General features: G+C 63.2%; 15 protein-coding genes. 8 read left to right on the top strand and 7 right to left on the bottom strand.

Translation table 11 applies throughout. The annotated features are described in order from the left end of the window. The first annotated feature begins 59 nt into the window (after positions 1-59). Both tesB and V3H56_RS23565 read left to right on the top strand, forming a co-directional pair. Positions 60-929, top strand: a complete 870-nt coding sequence (gene tesB / locus V3H56_RS23570) for an acyl-CoA thioesterase II (RefSeq protein WP_042728438.1) — start codon at positions 60-62, stop codon at positions 927-929. After that, positions 926-1,519, top strand: a complete 594-nt coding sequence (locus V3H56_RS23565) for an HAD family hydrolase (protein WP_047736315.1) — start codon at positions 926-928, stop codon at positions 1,517-1,519. The genes tesB and V3H56_RS23565 overlap by 4 nt, the downstream gene beginning before the upstream one ends. 48 nt (positions 1,520-1,567) lie before the next feature. On the opposite strand, the gene V3H56_RS23560 is transcribed toward V3H56_RS23565, so the two are convergent. Then, a complete protein-coding gene (locus tag V3H56_RS23560) occupies positions 1,568-2,518 on the bottom strand; it encodes an alpha/beta hydrolase (RefSeq protein ID WP_338473919.1) in 951 nt (316 codons plus the stop codon). Then, entirely contained in the window at positions 2,519-3,403 is an 885-nt protein-coding gene (locus V3H56_RS23555) for a neutral zinc metallopeptidase (protein ID WP_042728435.1), read from the bottom strand. A gap of 255 nt (positions 3,404-3,658) precedes the next feature. On the opposite strand from V3H56_RS23555, the gene V3H56_RS23550 reads away from it, so the two are divergent. After that, a complete protein-coding gene (locus V3H56_RS23550) occupies positions 3,659-4,435 on the top strand; it encodes an IclR family transcriptional regulator (RefSeq protein ID WP_338473918.1) in 777 nt (258 codons plus the stop codon). Positions 4,436-4,529: 94 nt separating this feature from the next. Continuing rightward, a complete protein-coding gene (locus tag V3H56_RS23545; protein ID WP_338473917.1) occupies positions 4,530-5,408 on the top strand; it encodes a DMT family transporter in 879 nt (292 codons plus the stop codon). 62 nt (positions 5,409-5,470) lie between these two features. On the opposite strand, the gene V3H56_RS23540 is transcribed toward V3H56_RS23545, so the two are convergent. Further along, positions 5,471-6,772: an MFS transporter gene (locus V3H56_RS23540; protein ID WP_234408003.1), complete on the bottom strand. Its 1,302-nt coding sequence runs from the start codon at positions 6,770-6,772 to the stop codon at positions 5,471-5,473. A 313-nt stretch (positions 6,773-7,085) separates the two neighbouring features. On the opposite strand from V3H56_RS23540, the gene quiC reads away from it, so the two are divergent. Together quiC and V3H56_RS23530 are read left to right on the top strand one after the other, a co-directional pair. Further along, a complete protein-coding gene (gene quiC, locus V3H56_RS23535; protein WP_042728431.1) occupies positions 7,086-8,987 on the top strand; it encodes a 3-dehydroshikimate dehydratase QuiC in 1,902 nt (633 codons plus the stop codon). Between the two features lie 101 nt (positions 8,988-9,088). Continuing rightward, positions 9,089-9,766 (top strand): TetR/AcrR family transcriptional regulator, encoded by a 678-nt coding sequence (locus V3H56_RS23530; protein WP_047736309.1) that lies wholly within the window; start codon positions 9,089-9,091, stop codon positions 9,764-9,766. A gap of 105 nt (positions 9,767-9,871) precedes the next feature. On the opposite strand, the gene V3H56_RS23525 is transcribed toward V3H56_RS23530, so the two are convergent. The 4 genes from V3H56_RS23525 to V3H56_RS23510 all read right to left on the bottom strand — a co-directional run bounded on the left by V3H56_RS23525 (position 9,872) and on the right by V3H56_RS23510 (position 13,852). After that, positions 9,872-10,723, bottom strand: coding sequence for a shikimate dehydrogenase (locus V3H56_RS23525; RefSeq protein WP_053144247.1), 852 nt, complete (start codon positions 10,721-10,723; stop codon positions 9,872-9,874). A 5-nt stretch (positions 10,724-10,728) separates the two neighbouring features. Then, positions 10,729-11,169 (bottom strand): type II 3-dehydroquinate dehydratase, encoded by a 441-nt coding sequence (gene aroQ / locus V3H56_RS23520; RefSeq protein WP_053144249.1) that lies wholly within the window; start codon positions 11,167-11,169, stop codon positions 10,729-10,731. Between the two features lie 311 nt (positions 11,170-11,480). Further along, a complete protein-coding gene (trmA, locus tag V3H56_RS23515; protein ID WP_042732076.1) occupies positions 11,481-12,560 on the bottom strand; it encodes a tRNA (uridine(54)-C5)-methyltransferase TrmA in 1,080 nt (359 codons plus the stop codon). After that, entirely contained in the window at positions 12,557-13,852 is a 1,296-nt protein-coding gene (locus V3H56_RS23510) for an NCS2 family permease (protein WP_053144251.1), read from the bottom strand. The genes trmA and V3H56_RS23510 overlap by 4 nt, the downstream gene beginning before the upstream one ends. Positions 13,853-14,062: 210 nt before the next feature. Here V3H56_RS23510 and V3H56_RS23505 point away from each other — a divergent pair, with 210 nt between their 5' ends. Together V3H56_RS23505 and V3H56_RS23500 are read left to right on the top strand one after the other, a co-directional pair. Further along, entirely contained in the window at positions 14,063-14,506 is a 444-nt protein-coding gene (locus V3H56_RS23505; RefSeq protein ID WP_338473916.1) for a DUF4879 domain-containing protein, read from the top strand. A 212-nt stretch (positions 14,507-14,718) separates the two neighbouring features. Next, the gene (locus V3H56_RS23500; RefSeq protein ID WP_338473915.1) at positions 14,719-15,285 is read left to right on the top strand and encodes a DJ-1 family glyoxalase III; all 567 of its coding nucleotides are present in this window, start codon (positions 14,719-14,721) and stop codon (positions 15,283-15,285) included. Positions 15,286-15,392: the final 107 nt, after the last annotated feature.

Raw genomic sequence — 15,392 nt, 5'->3', positions numbered from 1 at the left:
AATCGATCCACCGCCGCAGCACAGACTGCGCGGTATTGCGCTGTGTGAGGAAAGTCTGAATGAGCCACGTGTTGGAAGATCTGGTCGACCTGCTGACCCTGGAACCGATCGAAGAAAACCTGTTTCGCGGTCGCAGCCAGGACCTGGGGTTTCGCCAGTTGTTCGGCGGCCAGGTGCTGGGCCAATCATTGTCGGCGGCCAGCCAGACCGTGGAAGAGGCCCGTCACGTCCATTCGATGCACGGCTATTTCCTGCGCCCCGGTGATGCGGCCTTGCCGGTGGTCTACCAGGTGGACCGGGTGCGTGACGGCGGCAGCTTCAGCACCCGTCGGGTCACGGCGATCCAGAAGGGCCATCCGATCTTCACCTGCAGCGCCTCGTTCCAGTACGACGAGCTGGGCTTCGAGCACCAGAGCAGCATGCCGCAGGTGGTCGGGCCGGAAAACCTGCCGTCCGAGTTGGAACTGACCCAGCAGCGCGCGCACCTGTTGCCTGAGCACATGCGCGAAAAGCTGTTGTGCCCCAAGCCGATCGAAGTGCGCCCGGTCACGGAAAAGGATCCTTACAACCCGCAGCCGGCCGACCCGATCAAGTACGTGTGGTTTCGCGCCGATGGCGCCCTGGCGGATTCGCCGGCCTTGCACAAGTACCTGCTGGCCTATGCCTCGGACTTCGGCCTCTTGACCACCTCGATGCTGCCCCATGGCAAGTCGGTCTGGCAGAAGGACATGCAGGTCGCCAGCCTCGACCATGCCTTGTGGTTCCACGCCGACCTGCGGGCCGACGATTGGTTGCTCTACGCCATGGACAGCCCGTGGGCCGGCAACTCCCGCGGGTTTTCCCGGGGCAGCGTGTTCAACCGCGCCGGGCAACTGGTGGCGTCGGTCACCCAGGAAGGGCTGATTCGCCATCGCAAGGACTGGGCATGAGCCTGGCCGATGTCCGTCACTGGGTCTTCGACATGGACGGCACGCTGACCATCGCCGTGCATGATTTCGCGGCGATCCGGGTGGCCCTGGCGATCCCGCCCGAAGACGACATCCTCACCCACCTGGCGGCCCTGCCGGCCGATGAGGCCGCGGCCAAGCACGCCTGGCTGCTGGAGCACGAGCGCGATCTGGCGCTGGGCTCCAGGCCGGCGCCGGGGGCGGTCGAGCTGGTGCGCGAGTTGGCAGGACGCGGTGACCGCCTGGGAATCCTGACCCGCAACGCCCGCGAGCTGGCCCACGTCACTTTGGAGGCCATCGGCCTGGCCGACTGTTTCGACGTGGCCGATGTACTGGGCCGCGACGAGGCGCCGCCCAAGCCGCATCCCGGTGGCCTGTTGAAGCTGGCGCAGGCCTGGGACGTGGCCCCCGAGACAATGGTGATGGTCGGTGATTACCGCTTCGACCTGGACTGTGGTCGTGCGGCGGGGGCGCGGACGGTGCTGGTGAACCTACCGGACAACCCGTGGCCGGAACTGACCGACTGGCATGCGCGCGATTGTGACGAGCTGCGGCGGATGCTGTTGGCTTGAAGTGTTGATCGAGTGTTCGCGATGAGGCCAAGTCAGGCAGGACGAGGCTTACTGCCCGAACAAGGCCTTCAGCCCCTCGGGCGAATTGAACATCCCACTGCCATCGTGTCCGATCCCGGGCACTTCGATCAGCTGTTGGGGCATCTCCCCTGGGTGCCTTCTGGTCAGGTAGTCGAAAAAGAAATGGCCGCGCAATAACCGATACGGTCCCTGGGTTTGCGCTTCGCAGCTTTTGTCCAGGGCTGGATGCTCCGGGTCGACATCCTGTTGGCCGAGCAGGTAGACGATGTCGCGCTTGATGTAGTTGTCTTCCAGTTGAGCCGGTGTTTGCCCGGCGGCGTAGGCCGGCAAGTTTTTCAGCCCGTACTTCCAGTGATTGAAACCCGGACAACTGGCGGCATCGAAGGCCATCGGCCGTTGTTCATCGAAATAGGCGTAGGACGACGGGTTGGCGACGACGAAGCGCGGGTTGATCCTGAAGGGGCCGTGGGCGAGCAGGGCGTAGCGCTGCACGACCTGGGCACCACCGGAATGGCCGGCGATGACGATCTGTTGCACTTCGGGGAACTGCTGCCGGTCACTGACCCGCGCGACGATGTCGTCCAGAACCTGGAACGAGCTGACCGGATGCGGCCCCGTGGACAGGCCTCCGGCCATCCAGTCGTTGCCCTGCCAGCGGAGCAGGTCATTGGGCAACAGGTGGCGAGCAACGTCCTGCTCGTTGAGAAACTGCGGGGCGATGATCAGGGTGGTGCCCAGTTGCCCGGCCTGCCCGGCCGCTTTCTCGGCGCTGTGCAGGTAGGTGTCGGCATTGCGCAGCCGACCGTGGAGGATGATCAGCACGCGCTGGATGGACGCCGGGGCCGGGCTGACGTCCACGGCCATGGCGCCACCCTTGAGTTGCAGGTGCCCTTGCGCGACCACGTTGACGCCGTGCTCATTGGCCTGGGCCAAGGTGCTGCCCAGCACCAGCGCGAACCATGCGGCCCACTTCATCATCTACAAGCTTTTCGCCGCAAAAGTGTCGCACTGGCTGACCTGGCCCTGGGCGAACCCGGTCTTGAACCAGCGCACCCGCTGCGCCGAGGTGCCGTGGGTGAAGGAGTCGGGTACCACGCGGCCCTGGCCCTGCTGTTGCAAGCGGTCATCGCCGATAGCATTGGCGGCGTTCAAGGCTTCTTCGATGTCACCCGGTTCCAGCCAGTTCAGGCGTTTCTGGGCATGGTTGGCCCAGACGCCGGCCAGGCAGTCGGCCTGCAACTCCTGGCGCACCAACAGGCCGCCGTCGCCTTCCATCTGCCGGCCTTGCTGGCGGGCCTCCTGGATTTTCGCCGACACGCCTAGCAGCGTCTGCACGTGGTGCCCAACCTCGTGGGCAATGACGTAGGCCTGGGCGAAGTCCCCGGCCGCGGAGAAACGTTGGGCCATTTCCTTGAAGAAACTCATGTCGAGGTAGACCTGCCGGTCTGCCGGGCAATAGAACGGCCCGGTGGCCGATGACGCGAGGCCGCAGGCCGAGTTGACCCGACCGCTGAACAGCACCAGCTTCGGTTGCTGGTACTGGCGCCCGGCCTGCTGGAACACCTGGCCCCAGGTGTCTTCGGTATCGCCGAGGATCGAGCGCACGAACTCGGCCTGCTCATCGTTGGCCGGCGGCGCCTGGCGGGTTTGCGACGAGGCGGGGGCGGACGTGTCCATCTGCCCGGCCAACTGCCCAAGGATCTGCATCGGGTCCTGGCCGGTGATCCAGCCGATGCCGACGATCAGGAGAATGGCCGTCAGGCTCAAGCCCTTGCCGCCGCCGAAGCGCAATCCGCCACCCCCGCCGCCATCGCCTCGGGCGTCCACCACGTTGTCACTGCGGCGACCTTTTTTCCATAGCATGTGGGCAGTCCTCTGATTGACCGGTGTGAACAGTGTTGCCGCTGAGTGGGATTGCCGCCAGTTCACTAACAGATTTTTGACTGTGGGAACGGATCGGCGCGCGAGTGCGCTGTATCCGTTGACCTTCTGCGTGGCGCGAAGTGCCGCTTCTCGCGCCGGCTCGCTGACACCGATATGGATTAAAATCCCATGTCGTTCCAGAATTTGCATTACACTTCGCTTATTCTGGAATCAGCGTATTCATCTGGATCGTCCATGGCCGGCAGTCAAATCGAACGTGTCTTCAATGTGTTGGAAAATCTCGCCAGCGATCCCCGAGGCTGGCCGCTGCTAGGGCTGGCCGAGCAGTTGCAGATCCCCAAGAGCGCCACCCATCGCTTGCTCGCCGAGCTGATGCGCCTGGGCTATGTGCGCCAGAACCCTGATAACCTGCGGTATCACCTGTCCACCCGGTTGGTGGCCATGGGTTTTCGCTACCTGTCGCGAAGCGGCGCTGACATCGTGCAGCCCGTGCTGGATCGCCTGGCCCGGGAAACCGGCGAGCTGGTGCGCCTGGGCGTCATCGAAGGCGATTGCCAGACCTGGATCGCCAAGTCCCAGGGCGCGCGGTCCGGGCTGCGCTACGACCCGGACATGGGCCGCGAGGCGCCGCTGTTCTATACCGCTTCGGGCCATGCCTGGCTGGCATGCATGAGCGACGTCGAGGCGCTGTCGCGGGTGGAACGCCAGGCTGCCCAACTGCCGGCAGAGGCGGGGCCCAACGCGCCGCGCAACTCGGTCGAACTGCTGGAATACCTGCGCCAGGCGCGCGAGCAAGGCTACGCCTGTGTCGAGGAAAGTTCGGCGATCGGTACGTCGGCCATTGCCGCCGTGGTGCGTCATCCGGTGGATGGGCGGGTCGTCGGTGTGCTCAGCGTGGCCGGGCCCAGCGCGCGGATGACACGGCCGCGCCTGCATGAGCTGGCACCGACCTTGCTGGCGTTTGCCGAAGAGCTGTCCCAGGCCAGCCAGGCTTCGGAGTTGTTCAACTGAACCGGTCGTCGCAGCGATTGAATGGGCGTGGGCGCGGTCTTATCCGTCACACGCCAGCCCTGGCCTCTTACTTCATGCATCGCGGGATTCCTACATGACCGTCAGCACTCCGCTTTCCGGCGTCAATCAGGCCTTCAAGGGCATCCTGCTGATTCTTTGCGCAACATTCCTGTTCTCCAGCCATGACGCCTTGTCGAAATACCTTTCGGGGTTCTACCCGATCATCATGGTGGTGTGGGCGCGCTACGTGGTGCACACCCTGTTGATGGCGGGCATCTTCCTGCCCCGTTCGGGATTGCGGGTGCTACGCACCAAGCGTCCCTTGTGGCAAGTGGCCCGGGCGTTGTGCCTGCTGGGCACCAGCTTGTTCTTCACCACGGCGTTGTTGTACATCCCGTTGGCGGAGGCGACGGCGGTCAACTTCCTGGCCCCCGTGCTAGTCACGGCGTTGTCGGTGCCGTTGCTGGGTGAGCGGGTGACGCGTGGCCAGTGGATCGCGGTGATCTTCGGTTTCATCGGGGTGTTGATCATCGTCCATCCCGGCGGGGATCTGTTTACGCCGGCGGTGTTGCTGCCGTTTTGTTCGGCGCTGTTCTTCTGTTTCTACCAACTGCTGACCCGCAAGCTCAGCGAGATCGACAGCCCGACCACCAGCAACTTCTTCGCCGGCCTGTGCAATACGTTGGTGATGAGTGCGTTGGTGCCGTTCTTCTGGCAGGTGCCGAGCCTGGTGCATGGCTTGATGATGCTGGCGCTGGGGGCCTGCGGGATGACGGCGCACCTGATGCTGACCCAGGCGTTCCGCTTTGCCGCCCCGGCGCTGCTCGCGCCGTTCGGGTACTGTCAGATCGTGTTCGCCGGCCTGCTGGGGTGGTTGTTGTTCAACCATACGCCGACGTTGACCACGGTGTTCGGTATCGTGCTGATCTGCCTGAGTGGCCTGGCGGCGGCGTGGCAGCAGCGACGCAAGTGACTGGCTGCCGCAACCCCTGTGGTGAGGGAAGAAGGTCTCTCGCCACAGGGGCTGCGGTCGTATCAGCTCTCCAGATTTGGAATCTTGCGCGGCGCCATGAAGTACAGCCAGGTCAGGGCGATGAAGTACATCGCCGGGATCAAGGTGAACAACACGGTGTAGTTGTTGTTTGTGACGGTCAGGATGTGGCCCACCAACTGGGTCATGAACATCCCGCCGATGGCCGCGCACATGCCGCCGAAGCCGAACACCGTGCTCATCATGTATTTGGGCGTGTAGTCCATGACCAGGCTCCAGATGTTGGCGGTCCAGGCCTGGTGCGCGCCGATGGCCAGGGAAATGGCGAACACCGCCATCCATAGGTTGCTTGCGCCGGCGGCCATGATCACACCGATGATGCAGCAGGCGAACAGCAGCATGGAAAGCAGGCGCGCCTTGATCGGGTTGAGGCCGCGGCCAATCAGGAACGAAGACAGGATACCGCCGCCCACGCTGCCGAAGTCGGCGGTCAGGTAGATGATGATCAGCGGGATGCCCATCTGGGTGACGTTGATGCCCAGGTTGTATTGCTGGTTCAGGAACGGCGGCAGCCAGTAAAGGTAGAACCAGAACACCGGCGCGGTGATCGAGTAGGCGAGGGCGAACGCCCAGGTGCCGCGCATGCGCAGGATACGGGAGAAGGGCACGCGGGCCTGCTCCGGTTCGTCCTGGGCCTGGATGTAGGCCAGTTCCGACGCCTTGACGTTGGGATGGTCTTCCGGGTTGAAGTATTTCAGGCCCCAGAACAGCAACCAGACCCCGCCCAGCGCGGCCATGCACAGGAACGCCGCCTGCCAGCCCCACACGTGCAGGATCAATGGCAGCAGCATCGGCGTGAACATTGCGCCGACGTTGGTCCCGGCGTTGAAGATACCGGTGGCCACCGCCCGTTCGCCGGCCGGAAACCACAGCCGCGTGGTTTTCACGCAGGCCGGGTAGTTGGCCGCTTCGGTCAGGCCCAGGATGAAGCGGCAGACCATGAAGCCGACCGCCGAAGTGGCCAGGCCATGGGCACCGGTCGCCAGGCTCCAGAGCAGCACGGCGCAGAAGAACACGCGCTTGACGCCGATCCGGTCGATCAGCCGGCCCTGCAGGACAAAGCCCACGGCATAACCGACCTGGAACCAGAAGTTGATGTTGGCGTAATCCATCGCCGTCCAGCTCATTTCCTTGGCCAGGATGGGCTGCATCACGCCGAGAGCGGCGCGGTCGATGTAGTTCAGGGTGGTGGCGAAAAACACCAGCGCGAGCATGCCCCAACGGGTCTTGCCCACGGCCAGGGCGCCGCGGATTTTGTCGCCGATGCCGCCGGTCGTGACGCCCATGCCTGGGCTCAGGGGAGAACTTTGGGAAGGATTCATAGCGTGTACCCGTTTTTGAAATTCTTATGGGGTGATCGGGGTATTCCACGACGCCGGCCAATCCGGCTGCGTCAATGTGGGGCTGATGGTGCGCAGTGGACGAAAAATCGTCAATTCGCCCCAAGGCATTTTGTTCGATAATCGCCCAAAAAACTAACTGGGTGGTACATATTAAATTGCTGAAAGCCATCAGCGCCTCAATAATCGGTCCATTCCTTCAAAAGCGCTGCCAACAGCGCCGCAACTCTGTAGCCGATGCCTCCCGGGAGCCGAAGTCATGCAGCGTTCCATTGCCACCGTTTCCTTGAGCGGTACCCTGCCGGAAAAACTCGAAGCCATTGCCGCCGCCGGTTTCGACGGTGTGGAAATCTTCGAGAACGACCTTCTCTATTACGATGGCAGCCCGCGGGAAATCAGGCAGATGTGCGCCGACCTGGGCATCGCCATCACCTTGTTCCAGCCGTTTCGTGACTTCGAAGGCTGCCGTCGTGATCGCCTGGCGCGTAACCTGGATCGGGCCGAGCGCAAATTCGACCTGATGCAGGAGCTGGGCACCGACCTGGTGCTGGTGTGCAGCAATGCCTCGGCCGATAGCCTGGGCGATGAGCAATTGTTGGTCGATGACCTGCGGCTGCTGGCCGAACGGGCTGGCGCGCGCGGCCTGCGCATCGGCTATGAAGCGTTGGCCTGGGGCCGGCACGTCAATACTTATCAACAGGTCTGGAACATCGTGCGCCAGGCCGATCATCCAAGCCTTGGCGTGCTGCTCGACAGCTTCCACACCTTGTCCCTCAAGGGCGATCCGAGGGCGATTGCCGAGATCCCCGGCGAGAAGATTTTTTTCGTGCAGATGGCCGACGCGCCGATCCTGGCAATGGATGTTTTGGAGTGGAGCCGCCATTTTCGCTGCTTCCCCGGCCAGGGCGAGTTCGACTTGCCGGGTTTCCTGGCGCCGATCATCAAGAGTGGCTACCGCGGGCCGCTGTCGCTGGAGATCTTCAACGACGGCTTCCGCGCCGCGCCACCAAGGGCCAATGCCGCCGATGGCTTGCGCTCGCTGCTGTACCTGGAAGAGAAGACCCGCCAACGCCTGGCCGAAGAGGCCATGCCGGTCAGTAACGCCGATTGCCTGTTCGCGACGCCGTCGGCCAGCGAATACAACGGTATCGAGTTCCTCGAGTTTGCCGTGGACGACAACCTCGGCGCCAAGCTCTCCCACTGGCTGGAGCGGCTGGGCTTCGTCAAGGCCGGCCAGCATCGTTCCAAGAACGTCAGCCTGCTGCGCCAAGGCGATATCAACCTGATCCTCAACAGTGAACCGTACTCCTTCGCTCACAGCTTTTTCGAAGCTCACGGGCCGTCGTTGTGCGCCACCGCGTTGCGGGTCAAGGACAGTGCCAGCGCCCTGGCGCGGGCGGTGGCCTACAAGGGCCAGCCCTACCGCGGCTTGGTCGGGCCCAATGAGCTGGAGCTGGCGGCGGTGCGCGCACCGGACGGCAGCTTGATCTACCTGGTCGACCAGGACGCCGACGTCTATGGCACCGATTTCAATTTGCAACCGGGCGCGGTCATCGGGGCCGGGCTCAAGCGCATCGACCACATGGCCATGGCGTTGCCGGCCGACAGCCTCGACAGCTGGGTGTTGTTCTACAAGAGCCTGCTGGATTTCGAGGCCGACGACGAAGTGGTGCTGCCCGACCCCTATGGCCTGGTGAAAAGCCGCGCGCTGCGCAGCCGCTGCAGTTCGATCCGGTTGCCCCTGAACATTTCCGAAAACCGCAACACGGCAATCTCACACGCGCTGTCGAGTTATCGTGGTTCTGGCGTGCACCACATCGCCTTCGATTGCGATGACATCTTCGCCCAGGTCAGCCGCGCCAAGGAGGCCGGGGTGCCGCTGCTGGACATTCCGCTCAATTACTATGACGACCTGGCCGCGCGTTTCGATTTCGACGATGAGTTCCTCAGCGAGCTGGCCTATTTCAACGTGCTGTATGACCGCGACGCCCAGGGGGGCGAGTTGTTTCATGTCTACACCGAACCGTTCGAGGGGCGGTTTTTCTTCGAGATCATCCAGCGCAAGAACGGTTACGCCGGCTACGGCGCGGCCAACGTGGCGGTGCGGCTGGCGGCCATGGCGAAATCCCGCAGCGGTGGCTTGCGGCATGCCAAGTTGTAGGGAAATCGTAAAAGTGGCGGCAAAGGGCGGCCCCGTGACTTCCTTCACCGCACGGTGCGGCCCATAATCGCAAGCCTTGCAGTGATGGCCGTGAGCCCACAATGACTATGAATCCAGAGCTTCCCGCAGACCTCGACGAGCCCCTCGTCGCGCCGCGCAAGAGTCGCAAGAACAACCCGGAGAAAACCCGGGAAAACATTCTTCAGGAAGCCATCGTCGAATTCGTCCAGCAGGGCCTGGCCGGCGCCCGGGTCGATGCCATCGCCGAACGCATCCATACCTCCAAGCGCATGATCTATTACTACTTCGGCAGCAAGGAGCAGCTGTACATCGAGGTGCTGGAGAAGCTCTACGGCGATATCCGCAGCACCGAGGGCCGGCTGCACCTGGCCGAGCTGGCGCCGGTCCACGCGATACGGCGCCTGGTGGAGTTCACGTTCGACCACCATGATCGCAATGTGGATTTCGTGCGGATCGTCGCCATCGAGAACATCCATAACGCCGAGTACGTCAAGCAGTCGCGGGTGATCAAGGCGATGAACAGCACCATCCTCGACTCCCTCGACCTGATCCTGCGGCGGGGCGCTGAAGAAGGCGTGTTCCGTGCGGGCCTGGCACCGCTGGATGTGCACTTGCTGATCAGTTCGTTCTGTTTTCACCGGGTGTCGAACCGCCACACCTTCGGCGAGATTTTTCAGATCGACCTGTCGGACGAAGCGATCAAGCAGCGTCATCGCCAGATGATCTGCGAGTCGGTGCTGCGCTATTTGCAGGCCTGAACGCAACCCCTGTGGGGGCGGGCTTGCTCGCGAAAGGGCCCGCACAGTCGCCATGGAGGTTGACTGTCGGATCGCATTCGCGAGCAAGCCCGCTCCGACAGGTCTTCAGTGATTCATGCGCTGGAAGTGTTCCAGCATCCGCTGCGCATCCGGCACCACGCCGCTGAACAATTCAAAGGCCTTCACCGCCTGGAACACTGCCATGTTGCCGCCATCGAGTGTGCGACAGCCCAAGGCGCGGGCGTTGCGCAGCAGTTCGGTTTCCAGGGGGAAGTAGACGATTTCCGCCACCCACAACGCGCCCCGCAACAGCTCGACCGGCACCGGCATGCCCGGCAACTTCGTCATGCCCATCGGGGTGGTGTTGACCAGGCCGTCGGCCTCGGCCATGGCAGCGGGCAAGTCATGCCCGGCCCGGGCGCGACCGGCGCCGAAGTGTTGGTTCAGGTTGTGGGCCAAGGCCTCGGCGCGGCTGACTTCCACATCGAAAATACTCAGCGTCTGTACGCCTTCAGCCAATAGCGCGTGGGCAACGGCCGCACCGGCGCCGCCGGCGCCCATCTGGACCACGTGCCCGCGGGAAACATCCCCCAGGCCACGGCGAAACCCTTCGGCGAACCCCAGGCAATCGGTGTTGTGGCCGACGCGTTTGCCGTCCTTGAGCACCACGGTATTCACCGCGCCGATGCCGCGGGCTTCGGGCGACAGTTCGTCCAGCAGCGGGATGATCGCCTGCTTGCACGGAAAGGTGATGTTCAGGCCGGTAAAGCTCATGCGTTCGGCGGCGGCCAGCAGGTCGGGCAGGGCGCTGCTGTCGAGTGTCAGCGCATCGAGGTCGATCAGCCGGTAGAGGTAGCGCATGCCTTGGGCGTCGCCTTCGTGCTCGTGCAGGGCAGGGGTGCGCGAGGCCTGGATACCGGCGCCGATCAGCCCGGCGAGCACAGTGATGTTCGACATGTGGATCAACCCTTCAACCGCTGACTGAAATGCTCCAGGGCCAGGCGATAGCCGTGGCTGCCAAACCCGCACATCACGCCGATGGCGATGGAGGAGACGAAGGAGTGGTGGCGGAAGGTTTCCCGCGCATGGACGTTGGACAAATGCACTTCGATCACCGGGATTTCACTGGCCACCAGGGCGTCGCGGATGGCCACCGAGGTGTGGGTCCAGGCGGCCGGGTTGATGACGATACCGGCACAGCGGCCACGGGCGCCGTGAATCCAGTCGAGCAGTTCGCCTTCCTGGTTGGTCTGGCGAAACTCCACTGCCAGGCCGAACTCTTCAGCGGCGCGTGCGCACAGCGCGGAAATGTCCGCCAGGGTTTCATGACCATAGGTGCCCGGCTCGCGGGTGCCGAGCAGGTTCAGGTTCGGGCCGTTCAGCACCAGGACGATCGGAGGCATCGCAATTCTCTCCACACTTTTTATTGTTGGTGTTGGCCGGGTTCCAGCCGTTGGAGATAAATTGTACTAGATGGTTAGTTTGGTCAAACGAAGCCGCTGTCAGCGCTCAATAAGTGTTCGATGATCGAACAGCACCTTTAAGCGGCAAGCGGGGTTGTAGGAGGAACTCATTTGTGGCGAGGGGATTTATCCCCGTTGGGCTGCGAAGCAGCCCTGAAGTCGTGCACTGCCGTCACAGCGCAACCGTGTTGGTTGATTTGCGACTGCTGCGCAGTCGAACGGGGATAAATCCCCTCGCCACAGGAATCGCCTCAACGCCGGGTCAGCAACACCCCGGATTCCATGTGATGGGTCCAGGGGAATTGGTCGAACAACGCGCAGCGCGTGATGCGGTGGGTGTCGTTCAGTTGCGCGATGTTGGCGGCGAGGGTTTCCGGATTGCAGGAGATGTACAGGATGTTGTCGAAGCGCCGGGTCAGTTCGCAGGTGTCCGGGTCCATGCCTGCGCGCGGCGGGTCGACGAAGACGCTGCCGAACGCGTAGCTTTTCAGGTCGATGCCCTGCAAGCGGCGGAACGGCCGGACTTCGTTCAACGCTTCGGTCAATTCTTCTGCCGATAAGCGCACCAGCGTCACGTTAGCCACGGCGTTTTCGTCCAGGTTGCTCAGCGCCGCGTTCACCGAAGTCTTGCTGATTTCGGTGGCCAGCACGTTGCGTACGCGGGTTGCCAGGGGCAGGGTAAAGTTGCCGTTGCCGCAGTACAGCTCCAGCAGGTCGTCGTTGCGATCGCCCAGGGCGTCGTAGGCCCAATTGAGCATCTTCTGGTTCACCGTGCCGTTGGGCTGGGTGAAGGCGCCTTCGGGCTGGCGATAGCTGAAGGTGCGGCCGCCCACCTCAAGGCGCTCCACCACGTAGTCGTGGCCGATCACTTCTCGCTTGCCCTTGGAGCGGCCAATGATGCTGACGCCCAAGTCGTTGGCCAGTTGCGTGGCGGCGGCATGCCAATGCTCGTCCAGCGGACGGTGATAACACAGGGTGATCATCGCGTCGCCGGCCAGGGTGGTCAGGAACTCCACCTGGAACAGCTTGTGGCTCAGGGGCGCGCTGGCCTGCCAGGCGGCTTTGAGTTGCGGCATCAACTGGTTGATGCGCAGGCTGGCGATAGGGAACGTCTCGATGAGGATCGGCGTGCGTTTGTCTTCCTGGGAGAACATCGCGTAGTGCCGCTCGCCGGCCTCGCGCCACAGGCGGAATTCGGCCCGCAGGCGGAAGTTCTGCAGTGGCGAGTCGAACACCTCGGGTTGCGGCGCATCGAAGGGGGCCAGCAGCTCACGCAAGCGGGTGACCTTGTCCTGGAGCTGCGTGGCGTACGCCTGGGAATCGAAAGTCATGCGTTGAACCAACCCAACTTGATCACGAACAGGATGGACAGGATGACCAGCGCCGGGTTCAGCTCACGGCCACGGCCCGACACCAGCTTGATGGCGGTCCAGGCGATGAAACCGAAGGCGATGCCGTTGGCGATGGAGTAGGTGAACGGCATGGCCAGCGCGGTCACCACCACCGGGGCGGCGACGGTGATGTCGTCCCAGTCGATTTCCGCCAGGCCCGAGGTCATCAGTACGGCGACGAACAGCAAGGCCGGCGCGGTGGCGAACGCCGGGACGCTGCCTGCCAGTGGCGAGAAGAACAACGCCAGCAGGAACAGGATCGCCACCACGATGGCGGTCAGGCCGGTGCGGCCGCCGGCACTGACGCCCGCCGCCGATTCGATGTAGCTGGTGGTGGTGGAGGTGCCCAGCAGCGAACCGGCCATGGCGGCGGTGCTGTCGGCGATCAGCGCGCGGCCCATCTTCGGCATGTGGCCGTCCTTGCCCATCAGCCCGGCGCGCTTGGCGACGCCGATCAGGGTGCCGGAGTTGTCGAACAGGTCGACGAACAGGAAAGCGAAGATCACGCTCACCAGGCCGATGTCCAGGGCCCCCTTGATGTCCAGTTGCAGGAAGGTCGGGGCCAGGGAGGGCGGCATCGATATCACGCCGCCGAATGGGGTGAAGCCCATCAGGATCGAGACGATGGTCACCGCGAGGATGCCGATCAGCACGGCGCCGCGCACTTTCAGTGCTTCGAGCGCGACGATCAGGACAAAACCGAGCGTGGCGAGGATCGGTGCCGGTTGCTTAAGGTCGCCGAGGCCGACCATGGTCGCCGGGTTTTTCACCACGATGCCGGCGTTGTTCAGGGCGATCAGCGCCAGGAACAGGCCGATGCCGGCGGCGATGGCCGAGCGCAATGGCAGCGGGATGCTGTTGATGATCCACTCGCGGATGCGAAAGATCGACAGCAGGAAGAACAGCACCGCAGAGACGAACACCGCGCCCAGCGCCACTTGCCAGGTATGGCCCATGTGCAGGACCACGGTGTAGGTGAAGAAGGCATTCAAGCCCATGCCCGGGGCCAGGGCGATCGGGTAGTTGGCGATCAAGCCCATGACCGTGGAGCCGATGGCTGCCGCCAGGCACGTGGCGACGAATACGGCGCCCTTGTCCATGCCGGTTTCGCCGAGGATGCTCGGGTTGACGAACAGGATGTAGGCCATGGCCAGGAAGGTCGTGACGCCCGCCAGGATCTCGGTCCGCACGTTGGTGTTGTGTGCCTTGAGTTGAAACAGCCTTTCCAGCATGTCTGCTCCCCGTGGCGCGCAGGGCGCCGTGAATGTATCGACCTCAACAGCAAAGCACAGACCGCCAGGGGCGCCTGAATTTTCTGCGGGTCGGAAAAAGCCGCGCATCATACCAGCAGCGTGGCCATGTGGCTGCGATCGTCGTCGATGTTTTACCGAAGCAAAAAGAGCGCCATACTGCGCGCGGTTCAGAAGCTCGATAGGTCTCACATGAACAGAAATCTGCTGGCCTTGGCTTGCGCGTTGGGCCTGTGGTTGCCCGGCCTGCCCGTCAATGCCGCTTCGGCACCGCCGTTGAGCGAGGTCAAGGTGCTCAAGGTCGAGTCGCCGGCCTGTGGCTTCGAAGACATCGCCCCCGGGCAGGCACAGACCCGTTGTGACCACAGTGGCGCGAACATCAAGGTCTATGTGCTGGAAGTCGGCTATGGCCGCCAGCCCCATGTCACGCTGGACGGCTTCGAAGTCGACGGCACCCGCTCGCCGGTGTGCGCGTTCAGCAATGGCAATCTCAACGATTGTTCGAGCCGCACCAAGGTCGTCGGCTATCTGTACATCTTCGACCTGAAGGGCAAGCAGGAGGGCACCTTCAGCTACAGCAACGTCTCGATCAATGCGCCGGGCAATCGGATGTCGACCCAGTTGTATATCAAGTGACGGGCAGTTGGCAGGACGCAGTCCGGCAAACCTGACTAGGCTATGTACGAAATAGCTTGAAACTTGGTTATGCGGCGTTAAAAACCGGCTCGGAATGCTCATTGACAACCAGTCAACTGCGCTTCCTCGCCGGTTTTTGCCTTGCCTAACCTGCGTTTCAAACTATTTCGTACACAGCCTAGTCTTCAGGAACACCCCTGCGGAGAACACCCATGATTGCTGGAACCGCGATTCCCCGAGCCCTGATCGCCGTTGCCGAAGGTGTCGACGACTTGCAGACCGTCACCCTGATCGACGTCCTGCGCCGGGCGCAGCTCGAAGTGGTGCTGGCGAGCATCGAAGGCCGGCGGATGCTGACCTGCGCCCGTGGCACCCGCCTGACCGCCGACGGCATGCTGGTGGACGTGCTGGTGCAGGACTTCGACCTGATCGTCCTGCCCGGCGGCCTCATCGGCGCCCAGCATCTGGCCGCCCATCAACCCCTGCAACAACTGCTCAAGGGCCAGGCCGCCGCCGGCCGCTTCTTCGCCGCCATCGCCGAAGCGCCTGCGCTGGCATTGCAACCTTGCGGCGTGCTGCGCCAACGGCGCATGACCTGCCTGCCCGCCGTCAGCCAGCAATTGTCCGGGTGTACCTTTGTCGACCAACCCGTGGTCGTGGATGGCAACTGCATCACCGCCCAGGGCTCGGCCGCCGCCCTGGCGTTTGGCCTGGCGTTGGTGGAACAACTCAGCGGCAAGGGCGTGCGCAATGTGGTGGCGGCGGAACTGCTGGCCTGACTGGCGTCAGGCGTGTTGTGGGAAAGCTGGAAGGCTTTAATCATGGCGCCGAGTGTAAGGCGATGTATTGCACAGGGTGCGGTATATAGAGACCGCACTTGAGCGAC

The organism is Pseudomonas sp. MS646 (assembly GCF_036693845.1).
Taxonomy (GTDB): Bacteria; Pseudomonadota; Gammaproteobacteria; order Pseudomonadales; family Pseudomonadaceae; genus Aquipseudomonas; species Aquipseudomonas chlororaphis_E.
The sequence above is the reverse complement of the archived record's forward strand: the minus strand, read 5'-3'. Positions and strand labels throughout refer to the sequence as shown.

What these genes read in the sequence shown, in the direction of transcription:
- V3H56_RS23500 (WP_338473915.1), top strand. Translation starts at nt 14,719, where the DNA reads ATGATTGCTGGAACCGCGATTCCCCGAGCCCTGATCGCCGTTGCCGAA.
- V3H56_RS23560 (WP_338473919.1), bottom strand. Translation starts at nt 2,518, where the DNA reads ATGATGAAGTGGGCCGCATGGTTCGCGCTGGTGCTGGGCAGCACCTTG.
- trmA (WP_042732076.1), bottom strand. Translation starts at nt 12,560, where the DNA reads ATGACTTTCGATTCCCAGGCGTACGCCACGCAGCTCCAGGACAAGGTC.
- V3H56_RS23545 (WP_338473917.1), top strand. Translation starts at nt 4,530, where the DNA reads ATGACCGTCAGCACTCCGCTTTCCGGCGTCAATCAGGCCTTCAAGGGC.
- V3H56_RS23565 (WP_047736315.1), top strand. Translation starts at nt 926, where the DNA reads ATGAGCCTGGCCGATGTCCGTCACTGGGTCTTCGACATGGACGGCACG.
- aroQ (WP_053144249.1), bottom strand. Translation starts at nt 11,169, where the DNA reads ATGCCTCCGATCGTCCTGGTGCTGAACGGCCCGAACCTGAACCTGCTC.
- quiC (WP_042728431.1), top strand. Translation starts at nt 7,086, where the DNA reads ATGCAGCGTTCCATTGCCACCGTTTCCTTGAGCGGTACCCTGCCGGAA.
- tesB (WP_042728438.1), top strand. Translation starts at nt 60, where the DNA reads ATGAGCCACGTGTTGGAAGATCTGGTCGACCTGCTGACCCTGGAACCG.
- V3H56_RS23550 (WP_338473918.1), top strand. Translation starts at nt 3,659, where the DNA reads ATGGCCGGCAGTCAAATCGAACGTGTCTTCAATGTGTTGGAAAATCTC.
- V3H56_RS23555 (WP_042728435.1), bottom strand. Translation starts at nt 3,403, where the DNA reads ATGCTATGGAAAAAAGGTCGCCGCAGTGACAACGTGGTGGACGCCCGA.
- V3H56_RS23525 (WP_053144247.1), bottom strand. Translation starts at nt 10,723, where the DNA reads ATGTCGAACATCACTGTGCTCGCCGGGCTGATCGGCGCCGGTATCCAG.
- V3H56_RS23510 (WP_053144251.1), bottom strand. Translation starts at nt 13,852, where the DNA reads ATGCTGGAAAGGCTGTTTCAACTCAAGGCACACAACACCAACGTGCGG.
- V3H56_RS23540 (WP_234408003.1), bottom strand. Translation starts at nt 6,772, where the DNA reads ATGGGCGTCACGACCGGCGGCATCGGCGACAAAATCCGCGGCGCCCTG.
- V3H56_RS23505 (WP_338473916.1), top strand. Translation starts at nt 14,063, where the DNA reads ATGAACAGAAATCTGCTGGCCTTGGCTTGCGCGTTGGGCCTGTGGTTG.
- V3H56_RS23530 (WP_047736309.1), top strand. Translation starts at nt 9,089, where the DNA reads ATGACTATGAATCCAGAGCTTCCCGCAGACCTCGACGAGCCCCTCGTC.